The following is a 19,025-nucleotide window of genomic DNA, read 5'->3' as shown; positions in this document are numbered from 1 at the left end:
GTCACGAGTGCGTTGCGGCACTGTTTGGGCAACTCGCAACTCGCTCAACATCGAGTCCTCTGCTTCGCTTAAGATAATCCGAATCGGAGCTGGCATAAATAATGGAACACTCCGTTTAGAGAACCTATCCCATCTTATATTTAATTAGTCCCAGCTACTTAGAACATTTCCATACCAATTCCGAAAGAGCCGAAAATAAAAAGTGTATCTCAAGTTGGTAGCTGAGATACAAAGGCATAGTGACCCGATCTCCCCTGCATCAGCAACTCAATATGCCGTTTTGACGATCGAGATCGCGAGCGATCGCACTCACCCAACACAGGCACGAGTGCAATCGCGCCTGACAATTGTAGATGGCTGTTGAGAAGCTAGCGATCGCAGTGATGCCTACGCGCAGCGTTGTTTGCCTATCAGCTCAAAGCAGTGTCTCACCGGCAACTTCGCCCTAATTTGAGCCTAAACATAAACATAAATAGATAACCTTCACAGTGCTGTCCGACCGATAAACTCAGAAGACTAACGACGGAGTTAAGCCGCTTTCGCTGCGGACACTCAGTTGAGCTTAGTTATTGTGCAACACTTACAAGCCTATGAGACAGGTAAACCAATTTGCGTGAACCAGGTGTACTTGTCTATGTAGCCACGCTGAAAACCAATTTTGCCATCAATGACCTGAAAGAAGCCACACCCGCGCAGTGTGAAACTCTTGCCGGTTGGTGGGTTGCCGCCAAGCTCACCCAAGAATGTACCGCCACCGCTCCACTCAACGATCGCCCACTCACCATCCTCGAAGATATTTTCAGGATGCGTGTAGTTGTCTGGAAAGGCATTGAAGAAGGCGATGAAACTCTCAAGCAGTACCTCGCGCCCTTGAAGTGGGGCACCAAAGGCAACCTGATGGTTGATGGCATCATCGTGATAAAGCTCGATGAGTGCATAAGGATCGCAAGCGTTATAGGCAGCAACCCAATCGTGTAGAACTTCTTTGGGCGATTTCATATCTGCTCTGTGTAAGTTAACAATGAAAGCGGAACAAAAGTCATTTTTGCAGACGGGCGATCGCTTTTGGCGCTGCGTTACGCGCAATCGCGCTGTGCATAGCGGCAATTTCACGGGCAATTCTATCCAGTTCTGTGGAAACAGGAGTTCGTTCCCGAACTGCTTGCACTGTAGCCGTCAGGGTACTTGGATTGGTGGCAAACTCTGATATTCGAGTTGCGTGTAATTGTTCAATATGCTCGTGAATTGTTTCTAAATAAGTATCCAACGCTGGAAGAGGTTGCGGTGGCTGTCCTTGTTGGATAGCATCTGCTAAATTCTCCAAAACCTGGACAATAACATCTGCAAATTGCTTGAGATCGGCAATGAGGTACTCTCCGCTAAATTCCCGTCGATGTTCTGCAAGGGTTGTGATTGAGCTGAAAAAGCCGCGAATGTAGAGTATTAGCGTCGTGACGGGTTCAACTTCTCCTTGAACGTGACGGGGTTCGCCAAATAAACGTTGAGCAGCCGCCGCCGCGTTAGCATTCTCCAATGCTGCTTGATGGCGCAGGTTTCTGATTGAGTCAAAAGATGGATTTTGTCCTGGATTGAGATAGCTGGCGATGACTTGTTGAAAGTAGGCAAGATTGGCTCGAATCGTAGTTTCCAGTTGTCTCGGAAGCTGCTGTCGCTCCCAACTGGGGAACAACAGATAGCTACCAAGTAGCGCCAATACTCCCCCAGCTACAGTATCGGCAATTCGCAATACTCCAATTTGCAAACCACCTGTACCCGTCACGTTGAGGAGCAAGATGATGACAGGAGTAAGCAGGGTGATGAATATACCGTAGCTTAGGGGTCGCAGCGACATGGCAGCAAACATGAGTAGCAGGATACAAATGGCGATCGCTACTGAATTGTGCAGCAGCAAGACTAGAGCAATGCCTAAGATTCCCCCTAATGTGGTGCCGATGACTCGTTGCACGGTTGCCTGAGATGTTCCGCCAAAGTCGGGCTTGAGTGCAACGAGAGCGGTTAGAGTCACCCAATAGCCTTGCGGTACTTGCAATACTTCAGCTAGGAATTCAGCGATGGTTACTATCAGCGCCAGCCGCAACGCATGACGAAACAGAACTGAGCGAAACGAGAGATTATTCCTCAGCGTATCAATTATTGAGGAACGCTCTGGCTGCATCGGCAGGGAAATGTCTCGTTGAGCAATGCTGCGCCGTTCTCCCCGTTGCAAATCAGTGACAATTTCCGCATCGGTGTGAAGCTGCTCTGCCAGTAGTTTGAGACTAGCTGTCATTTTGCTAATGTTGACAAATTCAGCATAGTCATCGGTCTGAACGCTGTTCGTTTGATTAAGGACTTGAGAGCGCAAGGTTTGCCACTGGTGTTCCAGCGCCTCAATTGCCCGATCCAAATCTTCTAGGTGAACGGAGTTTTTGTCTTTGGCGATCGCTTTTGACAACATTTTCAAAGCAATAGCCAATTGTTCCATTACTTGCTGAATTTCTCTTTGCATCCGCTCGAATAGGGGACGCTCGGACGCGATCGCTAACACTTCGACTAATGCCACAATCGAATTGCTAATTTGAGTGGCATCCTCAAGCAAGACGAGTAATTGATTTCCTCGCAGATTAGCGGCTGCTTGCCTCGTCCACACAGCCGTCCAGACGCTACGAGCAGATACTAACTCCTGCGTCACATTATCTTGAGCTTGCAAAAATCGCGTTGCCCACTCCTGACGATCCTCTGGATTTGAGCCGATCCCGCTTGCCGATCCAATAAATTTGCTCAACGTGCGATAACAAGCGGCGACTGCTTGCATAGCGGGTTTATAAGGACGCAGCACCCACAATCCCAGAGACAATACCGTTGCCCACGCGCCACCCGCTAGACACAACGCACATTGCTGAAGCACGGTAGATAGATCGGGCAAGGAAGCAAATTTAGCAATCGAGACGACAAACATCAGCGATGTCACCAAGCTGACTGTCGCCGGGATTCTGCCATATAGACCCGCTAAGCCTGCAATGAAGATTACAAAGAATGTCGTCGGGATTGCTAACCAGAGGGTGTGGCTAACCAGATTCGCGATTAGGAAGACTATAGTAACTCCAATCGTCGCGGAGATTGTAGCAGTCGCCTTCTGGCGGTACGCTCCACCCACATCCACCATTCCCACGAACAAGGCAGCCATCACCGCGATCGTACTAGCAGCCGCACGCTCTGTCAGGATGCCAACACCAATTGGCCCCCCCACTAATGCAAGAGTCCGCAAGCCAGAGGAAATCGCAGGTTTACCGGGCTTGAGCTGAAACTGTTGTAACAGCCAGTTTAGCGGTCGTTCAGGTACAGATGGCATAGTTAGGCTGGGGATTGGGGATTGAAACAGTGCGATCGCGATCACGTCTTACAGAATTTTAAGCAGATGTCAATTGCCTGAATGTGCAATTTAGCGATCGCAAAACAGCGCCGTGTGAATCGCAGCCAAAAGCTATCTTCCTAGCGATCGCATTTTCGATGAAGGGAGAGCGATCGCGCTGCTATGTGCAGCGAAAAACAACCGATGCGATCGCTCTTACCCCATACCACCTACAAGTGCGTAGCCGCTATCCTATTTGCCGATGAGATTATCGTATTCTGCGTGCGTGCCAATCCAAAACTATAGAATACCCTTTTCGATTTCTACACCTAATGCTCGGTAACTTTGTCCTGTTCTTACTAACCAATACTTGCCAACTTTTTTGAAATGGAGGGATGGGTGAGATGGATCGGCTTTCAGCAACTCGTAGCATTGATCGGCTATCCGCTGCACGGATTCAGGTAGAGTGTTGTAACATTCCCAAAATCTGCGCGTGGTGTAGTGCATCAAATTGCCCGATAGCGACCAGCCTCAAAATCAGCGATCGCTTCCCCTGCTAAATCTTCTAACTTGCCATTAGCAATGTCTTTCTCTAACTGATTGTCCCAACGCTGATCGTCCAATTCCAAAAACCATTCCCGAAATTTCTGAAATTCATCAGGCGGAAGCTTCAGGATAGCAGCTTCAATTTGCTCAACTGTCATCATCACCTTTTGGGTTATCGACTACATTTTAATATTAGCGATCGCCTTGATGCTACGGGTTAGGATTTAGGGTAGGGCGTTCTGATTGAAGTATGGCAAAGCAGGAAAATCCCCTTACGGGAGAAGCGCTAGTTAAGGAAGTCTGTCGGCGGATTCGGGTTGCCCGTAGCTACTGGGATGCTCATAAGAACGCTGCTTGTCGGGGAGAACGCGATCGCGCTTTAGCTCTTTACAACACGCTGACAAAAGAACAAAAAGACCAGATTCCGCAGCAGTTGCGGGTATGGCTTCGCTACCGCAGTGAAAAATACTTTGGCGCACACCGAACGCCACCCAAGTCGAAACGAAAGTCAAAATAGGATTGTGGGGAAAGTGCGATCGCGTAGACGCTCTCTACAATTTGAAGCTGGTTAACAAGGAACTCTCAATGGCTCAAACGCTGACTTGGCTACATCTCTCGGATCTCCATGCTTGTAAACCACGAACTGGTTGGGATGCTAAACGAGTTACTGATACTCTCTGCAAGGATCTTAAAAAAATGCAGGAGCAGTATGGGTTAAGACCCGATCTGATTTTCTTTACAGGTGATGCCGCATTTGGGCAGATTGGAAGTGGTGACGGAAAATCAATAGCAGAACAATTTCGTGAAGCCCATCATTTCTTAACAACAGTCCGAGAGTCTTTTCAGCCAGCCATTGAGCAACGAAATATTTTCCTTGTACCGGGCAATCATGATATTAATCGAGATCGCATAACTGATTTTGAGACAGAATGGTTACTTAGCGATCAGAGAAACCTAGACGCTATTACTCGTTGTATTCAGAATACTAACGCAAACTGGCAGCAACTTCTTCATCGTTTAGATGATTATGCTCATTTTCTTAAGACCTATGGATACGATCATCTCCTTACAGGACGCGATCGATTAATTTATGCTGATGCACGAGAGTTTAATGGGTTACGTGTAGGTATTGCTGGATTTAACTCAGCTTGGTCATCTAGAGGAGTTGGCCGAGAAGAGATGGGGCGGCTTTGGATGGCAGGTCGATTTCAGCTTGAGACTTTGAATCAACAGATGCCGCCCAATGACTTCAAGATAGCCCTGCTGCATCATCCTTCTAACTGGTTGTTTCCTGAAGAGAATCCTGAGTTTGGGGATCTTCTCCTACGAGATTATCAATTTGTACTGCATGGTCATGAACATAGAGGATGGGTACGACCTGATGCTTCAACCGGGCACACAGTTATTTCAGCAGGAGCTTGTCATGAATGGTCTGAAAGCAAAAATAATGGCTATAACTTTGTGCAGCTTGACTTTGTAAAACGAACTGGTGAGGTTTGGTTGCGCCAATACGATTCTACAGGTGGAGGGTGGATTCCCCGCCTTATTGCTAATCGGACAGATGACAGAGGATGTTGGGCTTTAAAACATTTAATGCCTTGGATAGAAAACCTATATAATTCTGTCGTCGCAAAAAAAAATTCTAACCCTGCTGTAAAAGTATCAATAGATAATATTACGATTGAGATTACTCCTGAGAGTAAAGTTGATCGAGCTGAAGATTATGAAGCTCGTTATCGTAAAGCTGTCGCTAATAAGTTAGATTATGTGCAGCTTTTTGGCATTGATGTACCGAGAGAGTCGAAGGAATATTCATTGACGGTTGCGTATGTATCTTTGAATCTGTCTGATGAAGATGAGGAGACTATAGAAGCAGAAGAATTAGAGGGTGATATTAACGAACTAACAGCTAAAGATCAAACAACATTTCCGGCAGAGCAGGTCTTTGATAATCTTTCTGATAAAGGGCGTCTGCTAATACGTGGAGTCGCTGGTAGTGGAAAAACAACCCTTTTGCGTTGGGCTGCTGTTCAATCTGCCACAAATGAATCTGTTTTTAGAGACACAGCAAGACAAAAGCTACCATTGATTAAGTCTCCATTGAGTAAGTTCGATGGAGAAGCTGATGCTACATTTTTAGATAATTCTGGCGGCTGGCGACAAAAAATTCCTTTTATTATTCGCTTGCGAGATTGTCTTAATGGTCAGTTGCCCCGACCAGGTAAATTTCCTCTTTTACTTGCAAAAGAGCTACCTGACCCTCCTGCTAATTGGATTGATGATGTCTTAAATAGTGGTCGTGCCTTGGTGATGTTTGACGGCGTTGATGAAGTTCCGCAACAAGCGCGGGATGAAACAATGCGGGAAATCCGTCAGTTAATAAAAACTTACCCAGAGAATTACTATGTGGTGACAACACGTCCTGAAGCAGTTGAACGAGTTGAGTTTATTGAACTTGGGTTTGTATCTGCACGGGTTGAGCCGATGACCCCTCCTGACCGGGACACGTTCATCGATCGCTGGCATGACGCTATGGAGGTTCGTTTACGAAATTGGAACGATCCTACCGATTTACGACCTTTGGCAAAACGCTTAAAGCAGCGACTTGAGGCGACCCCTGCTGTGGCGAGATTGACCAGTAATCCGTTGCTTTGTGCTGTAGTTTGTGCGCTACATCGGGCACGAAATGAGAACTTGCCAGAAACACCTGTTGAATTATGCGAAAAGCTGTGCGAAATGCTACTCGATCGCCGGGATAAGGAACGTTTGAGTATTGAAGCCCAAAAGTGGATTGATGAAGCGTATGGACGATTAGAATTTCGGGTTCGCAAAGGATTGCTGTCTCAACTTGCTCACCACATGGTTAGTTCAGGTGTATCTGCGATTACTGAAGCCGAAGCCGATCGGCAAATTACTGAAGCGTTAGGAAGCTACAACCTTTCTAACATCAACGCCATTGCTATTCGTCGAGCACTCGTTGAGCGCAGTGGGATGCTTCAGGAATCAAGTGAGCAAAGAATTGAATTTCTGCACAATACATTGAAGGAGTTCCTTGCTGCGGAACGTTTTGTCAACATCGGAGATTTTCAGGTATTAGCAGATCACAGTCATGAGGCTTCCTGGCAACCCGTTATTTTGTTTGCTGTTGCGCTACCACGAGACGGTTCAAGGTTTGCTACCAACCTTGTAAAGGCAATTCTTGAGAAAACTGCTTTGGATGCTCCTCCCAAAGCACACTCCAAAGCAGCCCGGTTAGAAGCAAGAAAAGTTAGATCGCAGCAGTTCTTTTTCCTGCGGTGTTGCACAAATGCTTATCAGCTCAATGAGTCTGACATTAACCAAGCTTTCGATCAGTTGTCAAAGCAACTATTACCACCTCAAAACATGACAGATGCAGTAGCCTTAGCGTCGTGTGGTGAGGCTATCATACCTTATCTTAAGAATCGAACAGGCTTAAAAGCGGCGAAACGTGCAGCCTGTGTGCGAACGCTTGGATTAATCAGTGACCAGAGAGCAAATGACCTTCTAGAAAAATATTTAAATGATGGGACTGTAACAGTTGCTCAAGAACTAGCCAGCTTCGTTGATGATTGGAGCAAAATATCACTTATTAGAGAACACGTTGAAGAAAGCGGTCATATTCCGATTCTGGTTCCAACGAAATTTCGCGACTTAAGCCCGTTGGTTAACCTGACCAACCTCACACAGCTAAATATTTGGGGAACGCAGGTAAGCGATATTTCTGCGCTGGCTAATCTGACCAACCTCACACAGATGGATCTTGTGCAAACGCAGGTAAGGGATTTTTCACCGCTGGCTAATCTGACCAACCTCACACAGCTAAGGATTTGGGGAACGCAGGTAAGGGATATTTCACCGCTGGCTAATCTGACCAATCTCACACAGCTGGATCTTTTTGGAATACATGTAAGCGATATTTCTGCGCTGGCTAATCTGACCAACCTCACACAGCTAAAGATTTTTGGAATGCAGGTAAGCGATATTTCTGCGCTGGCTAATCTGACCAACCTCACACAGCTGGATCTTTTTGGAATGTATGTAAGGGATTTTTCACCGTTGGCTAATCTGACCAACCTCACACAGCTGGATCTTTCGGGAACGCAGGTAAGGGATATTTCACCGTTGGCTAATCTGACCAACCTCACACAGCTGGATCTTTCGGGAACGCAGGTAAGGGATATTTCACCGTTGGCTAATCTGACCAACCTCACAGTCATTCGATAACTGCTTTTGTGCAGTTATTCCCTTGCAAATTGCCAAAGACAACGCATCCAAGGTGGCGACAACTCGTTGATTCCGAGCGAACACACAGCCATATCTTCAAGAGGTACAGAAAGCAAGCGATCGCCAGTTTAAACCTTAGAGTTGGAAGCATTTAATGAGCAGCTCCAACTCATACACCGATCGGGAAACCCTATGCCCTGCCAACACCTCAATGAAGTGACTCTGGAAAACCTAATCTCTAAAGCCAACTTACAAGCCATTCCAAAAGAAGGCGATCGCAAACGAAGCCTCATCCATTCATGCCTCTATTCTGCCTGGGCGAAGTGTTGCCAAGCTAAGGGAAACAGAACCATTCATCGAGAGTCATTAGTTAGTAGTGAATCACTACAACTTTTGGCTTGAGTATGAAGAAAACAACTGCTTTAACAGTGACCGTCCTCGCGATCGCTACACTTGTGGGGACTTCTGTGGCAAAATCGGCTGGCTTCTTCGCTCAAGCACCAACCCCTTCCGTAGCTCAAGCTAAACCATCTTGGGAGAACTCCAAGCTAGTTCACAAGTTGCCCACTGTCGCAAACTATGCCAAGTTTAGCTCTAATGGACTTCTACTCGTCTGTAATGGTGAACAGGGTAAAGCCATTCAGTTGTGGGATGTAAGGAAAGGGGAATTACTCTCATCTATCAAAGCCGACGATACCACTTCCTTCGGAGATGTTGCCATCAGCCCAGATGGACAGTTTGTTGCCAGCATCGTCTACTCGGAAATTGATAAATCAATAGCAGTTGGTCTGTGGAATAGCAAAACCGGAGAACCGATCTGGAAAAAACCAATTTTTACCAATAGCGCAGAGTTTCGCTCCCCTAAGGATTCTGGGGAAAATTTCCCGGCTAGCATTATTTCCAGCTTGGAATTTAGCCCAAATGGACAATCTATTGCCAGTAGCGCCCGAAAATATTTTGGTTCCGAAAATCCGCAGATTCAGCTATGGGATGTAGCAACCGGCGAAAAGCGCTTTGTATTAAAGAGTAATATCAAATCTTTACGAAGGATGAGTTTTAGCCCTGATAGCCAAGTGTTAGCCAGCCTCGGTTCCAATGAATCTATCCTCAAGGGAGGAACTTATCACTGGCAAGGCTTGATTCAACTTTGGAATCCTAACACAGGTCAACTCCTCCATACCCTAAAAGAAAAAGATCAGTTACTTCCCCAGAGCATGGCCTTTAGCCCGGATGGTCGAACGTTAACCAGTCTGTCAAAAGACGCGATATATGAAGCTCACCTCCGCACTTGGGACGTGAAAACGGGTGGAACTGTGCGTACTGTTTCGGCTTCAGTAGACAGAACGGATGACCAGTTATCACTCAGTCCTGATGCTAAAACCTACTTGGTTGCTGGTCAGGTAGCTGGTTCACGTATTATTAATGTCGAAATTCGCAAGGAATGGCCTCTTCGTGGTTTTGATGTGAGTAGTGGTGCTAGTACAGGATTATTTAGCCTAGATGGTCAGATGTTGGCTGTTCCAACGGTAGCAGGAATTCCGATTTGGCAAGCTTCTGGTAATTAGTAATTGGTTACTTACCAAGGCAGCACTTCTCCATTGGCGTGCCAAAAAGTACCTGTATTTTCCAACGTCAACTCATCAATCCGAGCCAACAACCCCTTCACCGACTCTTCCGGCGTAATGCCACCCGATGTAAAATTCGTCATGCGGGTTTGAACTAATCCAGGATGCAGAATTGCCACTGCGATCGCACGGGGTTTGAAGTCGAGAGATAGCGATTTGCCAGCCATCGATAACGCTACCTTCGACATCCGGTAGCCATAAGAACTGCCAGAGGTATTATCTGCAATTGAACCCATCCGACTTGTCATCAGCGCAATCTTGGAACCTGCTTTAAGCAGTGGCGATAGCGCATGAGTCACTCGTAAAGGTCCCAGCGCATTCACCTCAAACTGCTCTCGAATGCTCTCAAAATCCAAATTTTCCAGCGTCACGCGCTTGATAATTCCGGCATTGTTAATCAGAACATCGATGGTCGTATCACCCAGGCGATCGCGTAAAGAAGCAACCGAAGCATCAGAGGTAATATCAATCCCCTCCTCAACCTGCACTCCTAGCTGCTTCAACTCCTCAGAAGCAGTGCGACAAATGGCAATAACGCGATTGCCCCGTGCTTGCAGTTGACGGCAGTATTCATAACCGATGCCGCGATTGGTACCCGTAATCAGATAAGTTGCCATGCGAACTCCCAGGTCTTGATTAGAGAGACGTTCCTAGAAACCACTCATAGCCTATCTGAAACTGTCGCCTACCATCCTGCTCCAGAATGCTGCCGTGTGCCATAATTACCCGCTCAAAATCCCAAGTAAGAATTTGTTGAATGGATTTCTTTACCCCGTCTTTCTCCTGAGTTGCGATTTTTTCCAGTAATGATGGACGAAGTTGCTGGTAGCCACCGAGCAGTTTGGCAACTAACTGTGCGGTGAGCGAACTGTTTCTATCAAAATGAAATGCCAGGTCGGTCACAATCAAAGAGCGACTTTTGACATGGAAGAAAACCCATTCATTCAGAGGAGAGTATCCTTTGACATGCAGTGTGTTGAACCCTGTAACCATCGCAGCTTCAACGCCATCAAAAAGCTGGCTGGTGCGATCGCTAAGAATCTGGTCAATCACTAAATCGGGGCGCTTCTGTTCTAAACCCGGTGTTGCCCAAAGTTCTGCATCAGGATAAATCTCCTTGAACTGGGCGACGAACAAGTGATGATACAAATTGGGAACAACGATGTAACCAACGTCTCCTAATTGATTCAATTGATGAATCAGTGCCTCATCAATGCGAATTGGCGAGATGACCATTAATTTGTCATCGTTTAGACGAATCACCGTCATTCTCGTCCCAACTTCTAACCCAAAATATTTCAGCGGTTGTTCAGCAACCCAAATGTCGGTATCAATAGCTCTGAGCATTGTGATGATTCAATGAGATTCGGTGGGTGAAGAGTCAAAATTGCCGCACGCTGTAGTAGAGACACGCCACACTGCCGATGATATAAACTAACCAGGTGCCGAAAAAGCCAATTGCCCGTCCCGGTGACGGCCCATAGGTTTGGATCAATCCCCAAGCATGAGCAATCCGCGCCAGAATCAGCGTTGCACCCAGCAGCCACAGCAGCCCAGATGCTGCTTGCATCCACTCCAAGGCAATCAGAAATAACAAGCCGAGAGGCAGATACTCGGTGAAATTGCCATGCGCTCGGATCGTCCGCTGCAACACGCCATCATCCACCTCTTTCGTGACAACGGATTGTTGCGTCAGTTTCTCTACAAATGCTGCCCAGGCGTTGGGATGCTTCAAGTAATTGGGCTGTGAGGCAATTTCTGCGGGGGTCGCACCATGCCAAATGCGAGTCCGGGTACGTTCCATCGCCACTCGATAGGACAAACCTAGAGCCAGTAACCCGTGACAGCCAATGAAGAAGGTTGAAATCGGAATCAGTGCAGACATTGATACTCAACAATCGCAATTCTGGTACTGAGGTTATTTGATGTTGGCGATCGCAGTCTTTTAAATTCTTGCGGAATATTGCCATCAGCTTTTTGGGACAATCAATTTTGAGTGAATGTCACCGAAATTGGATCTAGATGCCCGACTTCTTCAAGAAGTCTGGTATCTGAGTAGCAATTCAACGATCCATCGCCCCTGCCTATGAATCTCTTGCAAGAGTTTCTGTTCAACCCAAGCGATCGCACAATTCCCCTCGACCAGCCACCGATGGAAACCTTACCGCAATGGGGACATTGGCTGGAAACGCCAGAAATGATGGTGGCAATCATCCCACCGGGACATCTGGAAGTGAATCTGCGATCGCCCCTTCATCTGGTAGTCACCAGTTTTGGCGTAACTCGTGGAGTTGCTGCCTTTGATAGCGATCGCCTGCGACCTTACGAAGCCCTACCGGGAGGCTTTGATATTGTGCCTCAAGGCAGCACTTACCGTTCTGTCGAAGATGCCTCCTGTTTTGTAGTATTTGGGTATTCGCAAGCGTTCCTGTCGCGCACAGCGGCAGATGAGCAAACGATTGAGTTACTGCCGGGGCAAATTCCAAAGATGCATTGGGGTTTAAGTACAGCGATCGCTATACAGGAGTTTTTTAACAACGGACAGGTTGGCGGTGCGTTCTACTTGGAATCCGTGGCAACGGCAGTCCTAGGGCAAATTATCTACCGGAGATCGAATCTCTCTGGATTCAAACGTCCGCCAGAATTTTTGGAACCCAGGCTGTTAAAAACTAGCCTGGAATACATCCAGGCACACCTGTCACAAGAATTGAACCTGAGCAATATTGCTGCCACGGTGGGGTTTAGCCCATACCATTTTGCGCGGGCATTCAAAGCTACCACGGGGCTGTCACCCTATCAATACATCCTGCGGTGTCGGTTGAAATATGCCCAGAAACTTTTGCATGATCCAACCCACAGACTAGCTGAGGTTGCAGTGGAAGCGGGATTTGGCAACCAGAGTCACATGACCACCGTGTTTCGGAGAATGTTGCAGACAACCCCAAGACGTTACCAACAGGAGAAGGGGTTACGGCTACCCATTCTCTGACAATGCCAGCATTACTCATGACGGCGGCTTTATAGGGTCGTCAGGTCGAGGATGGTTTGTAGCCCAGCATTCGGAAGTAGAGTCCTTGCTGGGTAAGAAGTTCGTCATGAGTGCCTTCCTCAACGATCTCGCCCTCCTGCATCACAAAAATGCGATCGCAGTCTACGGCGGTTTCGAGTCGGTGCGTCACTAAGACAATGGTTCTTTTGCGACGCAGACGCTGGAGGGTTTCTATCACCCATTGTTCGTGCTTCAAATCCAGCGAACTCGTCGGTTCGTCGAGGATGAGTATCGGAGCCTTCGTCGCTAGCGCCCGCGCGATCGCTAAACGCTGCCGCTGTCCGCCCGAAAGGTTCTGAGCGCCCTCACTCACCAGGGTATCGTACCGCTCCGGTAAGGCTTCGATGAACTCAGCCGCCCCGGATTCCTCTGCCGCCTCCCGAATCTCTTGCAAGGTCGCTTCCGCGCAGCCGTAGGTAATATTCTCCGCGATCGTTCCGGGGAAAAGCGGACTGCCTTGCGTAACCAGCGCCATGTGTTTGCGGACATCGGCGACCTTCAGGGTGCGGAGGTCGAAACCGTCGAGTTGGACGCTGCCCCCGGTCGGGTCGTAGAAGCGCGGTAGGAGGTTGAGCAGCGTGCTTTTTCCCGTCCCGCTAGGCCCCAAAAACGCTACCATCTGGCCCGGTTCGATAGTGGCATTGATGTCTCGTAACACAGGTCGCCCAGAACTGTACTCAAAGCTCACGTCAGCAAGGGTTAGGGTGCGGGGATGGACGGCAAGCGATCGCGCATCAGGCTCGTCCTTGATGGTGGGTGGCTCGTCAATAATCGTAAAGACGCGATCGCATGAAGCGACGAACGTCTGGATCTTGGTTGTGAACCCCAAAACCCAACCGATTGGGTCCCAGAACTGATTGAGGTACGCCAGGAATACAATCAGATCGCCGAGAGTCAGACCGTTCGGCACCTGGCGTAAAAACTGGTCGCGATAGACCAGATACCCGCCGTAGCCGAAGATTACCCCGCTTCCCAGAGCGAAGACTACCTGAACCGCGAGCGGATAGAGGTTCTCTTGCCAATGGAGTCGCATGGAGGCAGCGACGCTGCGATCGACCACCCGCATGAAGCGCCGCGACTCCGTTGCTTCTCGACCAAAAGACTGGATCAGTCCGATCAACTCTATCGCTTGCTGCATGGTCGAGGTCATGACCGCATCGGTCTGTTTCGACTCGAACGCTCGACGCCGAATCCTTCCCTCGAAGTACCAATTCGCGACTATCAGAAGCGGCGTAAACGAAAGTGCGAAGACGGTGAGAAGGACATGGCGCGACAGCATAATCCAGATCATCGCCGTCAGCGTCACCGATGCGGCAGTGGAGCCGATCAGCGTATCGATCACCCCCCAAGGGCCGAGGCTATCGTAGCTTAACCGATAGATGGCGTCGCCTTGCGATCGCGAACCGTGCCAGCTGAGACTGAGCGCCTGCATTTTGTCGTAGAGTTCGGTGCGAACCCGCAAGGTTCCGTTGTACTGGATGCGGTAGTTCAACATCTTGCGGAGCATGAAGACCGTATCGCTCATGATCCTGATGATCATCGCCACGAACGCCATTCCGAAAATTTGGTTCAGCTTGCCTTCACCAAACGGGGCAAGAAACAGCCGATGAATCCAGTTGGGTTTCGGGGTTGGGGAGAGAACCGTATCGACTAGAATCGCCATAGGCCAAGCGTTGAGAAGGTTACAAAGCACCGATGCCCCAATCAGAAGCAAGAGCGTGACGATTAGCCAGATGTCCCTGCGAAAGTAAGAAATAGACCGGAGGACGATCCGCACCAACCAATGTTGGTATATTGACCGCTTCACCATTTTTGGCGGATTTCCCCGGCTCTTCAAAGATGCTTTGAGTGGAAAAGTCATGGATGTGCTGGGTGACTCTAAGCAGAACAATGAACACCAATTGGACAATTTCAGAGAGTCGGGGGTCAGAAATCAACTTTGGTTTTAACCCCTTGAAAGACGATTCAAAACTCCTGAAACCCTTGAAAATTTCTAGGTTAGGTAGAACGTAAGCGTAGGCGCGTTCATACTGTAAGGCTTTAGCTTTCAAGGGAGAGTAAGTAGGGAAAACTGTATTAGCGCTGGGTTTCGCTGACGCTCTAACCAGACTACAGATCCGAGATTTGCCTCCGAGATTTGTCAGTCAATCAGCTCAAACTCCGATAATTTGCTCCCAAACAGGACTTTCTTGCATTTACTGCTACCAGTACAAAAAAGCATCAATCAGTTGGGTGAATCAACTGGGTGATGTGCGATCGCAAATTACTTTGTTAAGGTCGGGCTGTCGTAACTTTGATGACGGCAACATTTACGTATACAACTGCCGTCTTATTGGATTGTATCGGCGAGTCATAAAGTTTTTGTCCTACCTGAGCGATAGACCTATCTATATGAAAAATCTTAAGCAATTGTCTTGGAAAAATGCGATCGCTCTGGCTGTTATGGCAACAGTTGTCACAGGTGCGATCGCTAAACTCCCATCAACAGCCCAACCCTCAACCCAACCCAGCTCAACAACTCCAACAGCTCCTAGCTCCAAAAGAGACTTCGAGCAAATCTATGGTTTAAGCGGGCATAACAACGATGTTACTTTTCTAACATTCAGCCGTGATGGTCAAATCCTGGTCAGCCATAGCCCTGGTGCGGCAATCAAGCTGTGGAACCTCAAAACAGGTAAGCTGCTACGTACCCTGAATGAAAAAGTATATGCCGCCGGTATCGTTGCGATTACTCCCGATGTCCAAACCTTGGTGACGGTTGACCAGAAAGCACCCTTTAATAATGACAAAACCATTAAGGTGTGGAACCTGAAAACTAACAAACTTCTCCGCACCTTGAACGGGCATTCCCAACAGGTCAATCGCCTTGCGATCGCTGCGGATGGGCAAACTTTAGTAAGTGCCAGCGATGACAAGAAAGTATTGGTGTGGAACCTCAAAACAGGCAAACTGCTACAGACTATTAATCCACAATCAACTCCAACTCTGTCGATTGCCCTCAGCCCAAACGGTCAGATGCTTGCGACTGGCGGTGGAGAATTTATGGATCAAAATACCAGTAAGGACACCAGCATTAAGCTATGGGATATCAAGACAGGAAAACTGCTGGGTACTCTCGAAGGAAATACTAGCCCAATTAGTTCTATTGCGATCGCTCCCGATGGGCAGACTCTGGTTAGTGTTGCAGATTCCATCAAGATATGGAACCTGAGAACAAAGCAGCTTCTCCACACGATACCCGAAAGGGGGGGGACTCTCACTGCAATTAGCGGCGATGGGCAGAAGCTTGTTGCTATTGATTCTATGAAGCATTCAGTCAAATTGTGGAATTTGCGAACCGGAACGCTACATAAAACACTGTATGAGGGTTTCTTCGACGAGCAGCATCTTGGTCGCATATACACAAGCAGTATTGCTTTTAGCCCAGATGGCAAAACGATTGCCATCGGTTCTGGGGGTGGTTTGTCCGGCTTTGGAATCGGTGTTTATCGTGGAGCTTTTTGAAGTGGTGATGGCCTTTGATAAGTTACCGTCATACAAGCAATTTATCAAAACGGTGTCTTTGTTTGTAAATGCAAAGTTTCTCCAGATTGCGGATGCACAAAGCGAAGTTCCCTGGCGTGCAGATGTAAGCGACTGGCAGTTGTAGGGCATCCATAAAGGCGATCGCCCAATATTGTTACCCCAAGTCCTCGCGGATCGGCTGCGTGAACCCGTAGCTGATGGGTGCGTCCGGTTAAGGGTATAAACTCTACACGAGTATAGTTATCTTCCTTGGCGATAACTTGGAAGCGAGTCAAGCTAGGTTTACCGCGTTCATCGACTTTCTGATACGGACGATTCTCAGGATCTCCCCACAGCGGTAATTCAACCGTACCTTGCTCAACTGTCACAGAACCGGAAAGTACGGCTTCATAAACCTTGTGAACTTGCCGCTGCTGAAACTGCTGACTCAGTTGGCGATGGGTTTGGCGATCGCGTGCCAGCAAGAGAATACCAGATGTTTCTTGATCCAGACGATGCACAGATGCGATCGCCATGCCATCTGGCAATAGATGACGCAAGCGACTGAGGACACTATCAAAGCGATCGCGATAACGACCAGGTACAGATAGTAACCCTGCGGGTTTATTTACCGCAATCAGCCATTCGTCTTCATAAAGAATCGGAACCTCTCCCCAAACCCCTCCCCTGAGAGGGGAGGGGCCTTTTCCTCCCTGCCCCCCCTTTTTAAGGGGGGGCAGGGGAGGATTGAAGGGGGGGGTAGGTTCCCATCCCGATAGCAGAAACCCCATCAACGGCTGACAGCGTTCCGCACAGGCTCCATAAAATTCTCCTTGAATTTTGTCTCGATCTGCTGAGGATGACCCCCACCAAAACTCTGCCATTGCCAGTGGTTTAAGCCCATGCGTTGCCGCATAGTGCAGCAGCTTGGGGGCGCAACAGTCTCCGGTTCCAGTAGGCATAGAACCTCCTGGCATCAATTGCTGCAACGATAGAGACTGCCCTGCAAAATTAGTCAGGCTGTATGCCGCGTGCATCTGAGTCTGCAATTCGCGGGATAGTTCTTTGCGCTGTTGTTTGAGTTCGCGCATCCGCGCCTGGGTTGCTTCAATCCGTTGCTTGAGTGGCTGCAACACATCATTCTGCTGGCGTTTGAGCATTCGTCGCTCAATTCCATGCTGACGACTTTCTTCGTCAAGTTCTTCAAGGGCAATCGTTAGCGCTTCTCCAGTCAGCGTTTCGCAGAGTCGCTGACGTTTTCGGTGTCGTTGCTGCTTGCAATCTCGATGGCGATCGCTCATTTCTTGCAACTGCTGTTGAAACTTGCGAGAGTGCGTTTCGTACTGCTGCCATTCTGGAAGTTGCTTCAGGGTAATCAATTCCTGCTTAATCGCCTCCAGTTGAGCTAAGGTGTGGGCTTCTTCTAGGGCAACTTCATCTCGTCCCGGAATTGGCGGCACCCAGCCCTCGATCGTGCTATTACCATTGAGAAGACCAGAGAAGGCTTTAAGTATCTGTTGTTCGCCATTCGGCAGTTCAACCAGCAGGATTCCATACATCTTGCCTTCATCGGAATAACAGTCATTATTGGCAAGATGCTGCATTAACTCTCTAGCGATCGCTTCTGCTTCCGGGGTGCGGGGTAGTCTCAGCAGTTCACCACTTTGAGGACAGCGCCCTTCATACCAATAGCTTTGAATACTTTTAGCAACCTCCATAGATAGTCTTTTGTAAGTCTCCATTTTTCCCTGCACCTGCGATCAGTCCAGCAACACCTACAACAAAAAGACCTCAATAAGAATTAAGGAATCTCACCCCCAACCCCTCTGGGTGAACGAAGAGGGCAGAATATTGAACCCCTCCTCGTTTACGGGGAGGGGCAGGGGTGGGGTTAAACCGTACTGCATCCCATAGACAATTGCTATATTTACAACCCGTTTCTAAGCGACTGATGCCAGCGCAGTATCACTTATTAAGTGTCCATCCTCCATGTGAACAATGCGATCGGCAATATCCAAAATGCGGTTGTCATGAGTCACCAGTAGAATGGTGCAACCTTGTTCTTTTGCCAGCGTTTGCATTAGGCTAACAACTTCACGACCGGATTTGCTATCGAGAGCAGCAGTCGGTTCATCAGCAAGAATCATTTTGGGACGGCTTACCAAGGCACGAGCGATCGCTACCCGTTGCTTTTGCCCACCCGACAGATCGGCGGGATAGTAATTGATCCGATTTCCCAATCCTACTTGTTCTAGCATTTCGGCTGAGCGCTGGCGCATCTGGTGTGGAGAAATGTCCTTGTGCAACTCTAAGCCCATCTTGACGTTCTGGAGTGCCGTTAAGCTACCGTGCAAGTTGTGCGCCTGAAAGATATAACCATTGTGCCGTCGCGCTTGTACCAGTGCTGTCGGATTTGCACCACAGAGTTCTTGTCCTAACACCTTGAGACTACCCGATTGGGCAGATCGCAGTCCACCGACTAAAGTTAGCAGCGTGGTTTTGCCGGAACCAGAGGGGCCGGTCATGATGATAATCTCACCAGCATTAATTTCTAAACTGATGTCAAATAAAACTTGTTTGCGGAGTTGACCTTGACCAAAGTAATGATTGAGGTTTTGAATAGAAATGACAGGTTGAGGAGGCATGGTATTTAATAATTGATAATTGGTAATTTTGATGTCAAAAAATTCTTCTCGTTAACCAT

General features: G+C 48.2%; 17 protein-coding genes. 6 read left to right on the top strand and 11 right to left on the bottom strand.

What is annotated here, in order from left to right; translation table 11 throughout:
* Positions 1–588 precede the first annotated feature (588 nt).
* Complete coding sequence (locus H6H02_RS12505; protein ID WP_190818034.1) at positions 589–999, bottom strand: ester cyclase; 411 nt, start codon at positions 997–999, stop codon at positions 589–591.
* Between the two features lie 40 nt (positions 1,000–1,039).
* Entirely contained in the window at positions 1,040–3,352 is a 2,313-nt protein-coding gene (locus H6H02_RS12500; protein ID WP_190818031.1) for an FUSC family membrane protein, read from the bottom strand.
* Positions 3,353–3,435: 83 nt separating this feature from the next.
* Here H6H02_RS12500 and H6H02_RS12495 point away from each other — a divergent pair, with 83 nt between their 5' ends.
* A complete protein-coding gene (locus H6H02_RS12495) occupies positions 3,436–3,618 on the top strand; it encodes a hypothetical protein (RefSeq protein WP_190818029.1) in 183 nt (60 codons plus the stop codon).
* Positions 3,619–3,652: 34 nt separating this feature from the next.
* Here the strand turns inward: H6H02_RS12495 and H6H02_RS26870 are convergent, their stop codons facing one another.
* Positions 3,653–3,859, bottom strand: a complete 207-nt coding sequence (locus tag H6H02_RS26870) for a hypothetical protein (RefSeq protein WP_206757275.1) — start codon at positions 3,857–3,859, stop codon at positions 3,653–3,655.
* The gene (locus H6H02_RS12490; RefSeq protein WP_190818026.1) at positions 3,859–4,059 is read right to left on the bottom strand and encodes a hypothetical protein; all 201 of its coding nucleotides are present in this window, start codon (positions 4,057–4,059) and stop codon (positions 3,859–3,861) included. Before H6H02_RS12490 ends, H6H02_RS26870 begins: the two co-directional genes overlap by 1 nt.
* A gap of 89 nt (positions 4,060–4,148) precedes the next feature.
* Between H6H02_RS12490 and H6H02_RS12485 the strand changes: the two genes are divergently transcribed.
* The 3 genes from H6H02_RS12485 to H6H02_RS12475 all read left to right on the top strand — a co-directional run bounded on the left by H6H02_RS12485 (position 4,149) and on the right by H6H02_RS12475 (position 9,708).
* Positions 4,149–4,415 carry a Precorrin-3B methylase gene (locus H6H02_RS12485; RefSeq protein ID WP_190818024.1) on the top strand — a complete coding sequence of 89 codons (267 nt, stop codon included), beginning with the start codon at positions 4,149–4,151 and terminating at the stop codon, positions 4,413–4,415.
* A 68-nt stretch (positions 4,416–4,483) separates the two neighbouring features.
* The gene (locus H6H02_RS12480; RefSeq protein WP_190818022.1) at positions 4,484–8,143 is read left to right on the top strand and encodes a leucine-rich repeat domain-containing protein; all 3,660 of its coding nucleotides are present in this window, start codon (positions 4,484–4,486) and stop codon (positions 8,141–8,143) included.
* A 404-nt stretch (positions 8,144–8,547) separates the two neighbouring features.
* Entirely contained in the window at positions 8,548–9,708 is a 1,161-nt protein-coding gene (locus H6H02_RS12475) for a hypothetical protein (RefSeq protein WP_190818020.1), read from the top strand.
* A gap of 11 nt (positions 9,709–9,719) precedes the next feature.
* Here the strand turns inward: H6H02_RS12475 and H6H02_RS12470 are convergent, their stop codons facing one another.
* The 3 genes from H6H02_RS12470 to H6H02_RS12460 are packed head-to-tail and all read right to left on the bottom strand — an operon-like array spanning position 9,720 to position 11,653.
* Complete coding sequence (locus H6H02_RS12470) at positions 9,720–10,385, bottom strand: SDR family oxidoreductase (RefSeq protein WP_190818018.1); 666 nt, start codon at positions 10,383–10,385, stop codon at positions 9,720–9,722.
* A 19-nt stretch (positions 10,386–10,404) separates the two neighbouring features.
* Positions 10,405–11,115 (bottom strand): DUF4336 domain-containing protein, encoded by a 711-nt coding sequence (locus tag H6H02_RS12465; protein WP_190818016.1) that lies wholly within the window; start codon positions 11,113–11,115, stop codon positions 10,405–10,407.
* A 34-nt stretch (positions 11,116–11,149) separates the two neighbouring features.
* On the bottom strand, positions 11,150–11,653 hold the full coding sequence (locus H6H02_RS12460) for an MAPEG family protein (RefSeq protein WP_190818014.1): 504 nt from the start codon (positions 11,651–11,653) through the stop codon (positions 11,150–11,152).
* A gap of 201 nt (positions 11,654–11,854) precedes the next feature.
* Between H6H02_RS12460 and H6H02_RS12455 the strand changes: the two genes are divergently transcribed.
* A complete protein-coding gene (locus tag H6H02_RS12455) occupies positions 11,855–12,757 on the top strand; it encodes an AraC family transcriptional regulator (protein ID WP_190818012.1) in 903 nt (300 codons plus the stop codon).
* Between the two features lie 40 nt (positions 12,758–12,797).
* Here H6H02_RS12455 and H6H02_RS12450 read toward each other — a convergent pair whose 3' ends face one another.
* Both H6H02_RS12450 and H6H02_RS27135 read right to left on the bottom strand, forming a co-directional pair.
* Positions 12,798–14,480, bottom strand: a complete 1,683-nt coding sequence (locus tag H6H02_RS12450; RefSeq protein WP_242040679.1) for an ABC transporter ATP-binding protein — start codon at positions 14,478–14,480, stop codon at positions 12,798–12,800.
* Positions 14,481–14,499: 19 nt separating this feature from the next.
* Entirely contained in the window at positions 14,500–14,868 is a 369-nt protein-coding gene (locus tag H6H02_RS27135; RefSeq protein WP_242040678.1) for a hypothetical protein, read from the bottom strand.
* 181 nt (positions 14,869–15,049) lie between these two features.
* Between H6H02_RS27135 and H6H02_RS12445 the strand changes: the two genes are divergently transcribed.
* A complete protein-coding gene (locus H6H02_RS12445; RefSeq protein ID WP_190818010.1) occupies positions 15,050–16,321 on the top strand; it encodes a WD40 repeat domain-containing protein in 1,272 nt (423 codons plus the stop codon).
* A 44-nt stretch (positions 16,322–16,365) separates the two neighbouring features.
* Here the strand turns inward: H6H02_RS12445 and H6H02_RS12440 are convergent, their stop codons facing one another.
* Together H6H02_RS12440 and H6H02_RS12435 are read right to left on the bottom strand one after the other, a co-directional pair.
* On the bottom strand, positions 16,366–18,039 hold the full coding sequence (locus H6H02_RS12440; RefSeq protein WP_242040677.1) for an RluA family pseudouridine synthase: 1,674 nt from the start codon (positions 18,037–18,039) through the stop codon (positions 16,366–16,368).
* A 222-nt stretch (positions 18,040–18,261) separates the two neighbouring features.
* On the bottom strand, positions 18,262–18,966 hold the full coding sequence (locus H6H02_RS12435) for a DevA family ABC transporter ATP-binding protein (RefSeq protein ID WP_190818006.1): 705 nt from the start codon (positions 18,964–18,966) through the stop codon (positions 18,262–18,264).
* Positions 18,967–19,025 lie beyond the last annotated feature (59 nt).

Source organism: Coleofasciculus sp. FACHB-1120, from assembly GCF_014698845.1.
In the GTDB taxonomy this organism is placed as follows: domain Bacteria; phylum Cyanobacteriota; class Cyanobacteriia; order Cyanobacteriales; family FACHB-T130; genus FACHB-T130.
This window is presented reverse-complemented; position numbering and strand designations above follow the sequence as displayed.